This window comes from Anaeroplasma sp. (assembly GCF_034179385.1).
In the GTDB taxonomy this organism is placed as follows: Bacteria; Bacillota_I; Bacilli_A; order Acholeplasmatales; family Anaeroplasmataceae; genus Anaeroplasma.
The window spans coordinates 1-3,003 of record NZ_JAXFPY010000024.1; the positions used below are offsets into that span (position 1 = coordinate 1).

Below are 3,003 nucleotides of genomic sequence, written 5' to 3' on the forward strand. Positions count from 1 at the left end.
TTAGGGGGATAAAAAAATATAGTTAAATCCCCCTGTTATTTTAAAGCATAATGTAAAAGTAAAGGGACCTATGTTATCATTAGTTTACCCAAAAATTAGTGAAAGGAGGTCCCATGAATAATGATATCACAGAATTACTAAAATTTGTAGGACTTCAACATTATGATGTAGATAAAAATAAGACTACGTTTTATGTTGAGCCTACCTCTTTTGAAATGACAGTAAATCTATACTTAAACAGGAGAATTACAGGATGTCCATTTTGCAAATCAACACATACTGTAATCAAAGAAACCAAGGAAAAGCATATTAATCATTGTATAAAGCCTCAGCAGCATTTATTTATTATATTCCATCAAAAGAAATTCAAATGCAAAGATTGTAATCACACTTTTATGGAAAACAATCCAATAGGAGAAAATATCAGCCACTATGGAAAAATACAAATGATTAATCAATTAAGAAATCCTAGAAAAACATTCTCTGAAGTAGCTAAAGAACACTTTACTACTACTCAACATGTAATAGATATATTTGATGAAATGGTCCAGTTAAACCGTCATCAATTATCGAAGGTAGTATGTTTTGATGAAATCTATTCCAAGAAATTAACAAAGACAAAATACTCCTTTGTAATCTTTGATCCAATGTCCAATACTTTACTAGATTTGTTAGATGCAAGACGAAAGAATGTGTTAGAGGAATACTTTATACATATTCCTATAAAAGAGCGATTAAATGTCCAATATGTTAATATTGACATGTGGCAAACATATGTGGATATAGCAGAAAGATACCTTCCAAACGCAAGAATATGTGTAGATTCTTTCCATGTAATTAAGCACTTAAATGACGCAATGGATAAAATTAGATTACGTATACAAAAAAAATTCGCTAACGAAAAAGACTCTGATAGAAATGGTTATTATTGGTTATTGAAATCTTTTCACTATTACTTTGTTGAAGATTTTAATATCATTAAATATGTTAGAAAGCCTAATTCTCATTATAGCTATTTAGTTGATAAATACGCAGTTCTAGAAAAATTATTATCTATAGATGATGGATTAAAAGCAGCTTATTGTTTAAAAGAATCATATAGAGAATTTAATCTAACAGAGGAATATAGTGAAGAATCCTTGGCAAAGCTTGAAGATTATATAGAGCAATTTAAAAAATCAAAATTTGAGGAATTTGTAAACTTTGGATTTATGCTTGATCACTGGAAGTACTACATTGTAAATTCGTTTATAAGAGTTAATGGTAAAAGAATGTCTAATGGGCCTATGGAATCGGCAAATGGTAGATTAGGTAGACTAATAGACGATGGATATGGTTATACTAATTTTATAAGATTTAGAAACAGAGCATTATTCTCTTTAAATCGAAATGAACCAATAAAAATATAAAAATATACTAATTTATGGGTGGAAAAGGCGGCAACTCAACTACGAGCTACCGCCTTTTATCCCCTTAAATTTTGATAGGGCAATCCCCCTAATATTTGATAGGGGTCTCCCCCTGATTTTTGAAAGGGTTTTGTCCCCCTATCCCCCCCATATTTTTATAGTGCCCACTTTTACATGTAGTATGCACTAAAGATGAGGCTGTAATTTTTTTGGCTAACGAATAAGAATTACATATAAAACCAATCCGTATCATTTCTGTAATACTTATCCTTTTGATATCTAGTATGTTTATCTAGAGGACTAGACAAGATAAATATCTTAAAACTACATAAGAAACTTCTTTTTTCTATACCATTTTTTATTAAATACAAGTTCTTATTCTTACCATTTTTCATTTTGAATAAAATCGATATATTCTGACCGGGAAAGTATTTTTTACCAAGACACTTAAATGATTTAAGTTTATTTCTATTATAATAATTCAAATGATAATACATTAAAACTATATCTCGTATATAAGTTTTTTTAAAAATCCAACCTGACATATTAATTTTTAATTCTTTATTGTATAAATATACTAAGAAATTATTCCTATCTAATTGATTACAAATGATGTCATTATTAAAGCTAAGCATATTTACCTTATTAGGTAATCTATCTTTAGGAGAACATATAAATGGAGTAACTAGTAATGTATAATATGGCCATAAAATGAATAACACCAACGTTATAATTAAAAGTGTTTTTCTTAAAATAATATTTTCTATGTAGTTATGAAATAATATGAATGAAATGAGAAGAATTGGTGGTAAGACTGTGAGCCAAGAAAAATAAACACGCTTATTCATATTTAAAATAAATTATAGATCAAATCTGGTATTGAAGAAGCTAAACTTTCAATTACAACACCAATAAAATCCTTCTCCGTTTCAAATAATCCATTAGCAATCTTGTTTGTACTCTTCATACCAATATTAACTCCTGCTCTCATTTTCACTAACAATTTGTTAATTGTTCCATTTCCTACTTTCCCAGCAATAGATTTCAAAGCTTTTGCTTCTAATCCAGCTACACCATATCTTATTCCTTGGCCAATACCATATCCTATAGCAGATAATCCACCTGAAATCAAGCAATCAACAATCATATATTCCCAATCAGGATTAAAACCACTGCCAACTACACTATTTATAACACTTCCAGCCATTCCTAATAAAATGGTTGAAATGATCCCTTGACCAGCGCCTGAAACTGCTCCTCCAATTATTGAACCAGCATATGCCCAACCACCGATACTACCATTTATAGAATTATCATCCTTAGAATCTTGATAAATTGACATTCCTGCGCCAACTATAGCCCCAATTAAAGTACCAATTATTAAAGTCGATATCGCAAACGTACCATCTCCATCGGAATACATCACAGGATTATTATTGCAATATATAAATAGATTCATACCTGACGGAGTATCTATGTTTAAATAATTAGGACTATCCGGGGTTAACCATCTTCTCCATTTTGGATTATAAAATCTATTATGACAATAATACATTTCTATATCATTATCATAATAATATCCTTTGTATATAAA

General features: G+C 29.4%; 2 protein-coding genes. One reads left to right on the forward strand and one right to left on the reverse strand.

Features of this window, described 5'->3' with window-relative positions; all coding sequences use genetic code 11:
- The first annotated feature begins 113 nt into the window (after positions 1-113).
- On the forward strand, positions 114-1,409 hold the full coding sequence (locus SPJ17_RS01555) for an ISL3 family transposase (protein ID WP_321092081.1): 1,296 nt from the start codon (positions 114-116) through the stop codon (positions 1,407-1,409).
- Between the two features lie 850 nt (positions 1,410-2,259).
- Here SPJ17_RS01555 and SPJ17_RS01560 read toward each other — a convergent pair.
- On the reverse strand, positions 2,260-3,003 hold a 744-nt coding region (locus SPJ17_RS01560), incomplete at its 5' end, for an RHS repeat-associated core domain-containing protein (RefSeq protein WP_321092083.1).

What these genes read in the sequence shown, in the direction of transcription:
- SPJ17_RS01555 (WP_321092081.1), top strand. Translation starts at nt 114, where the DNA reads ATGAATAATGATATCACAGAATTACTAAAATTTGTAGGACTTCAACAT.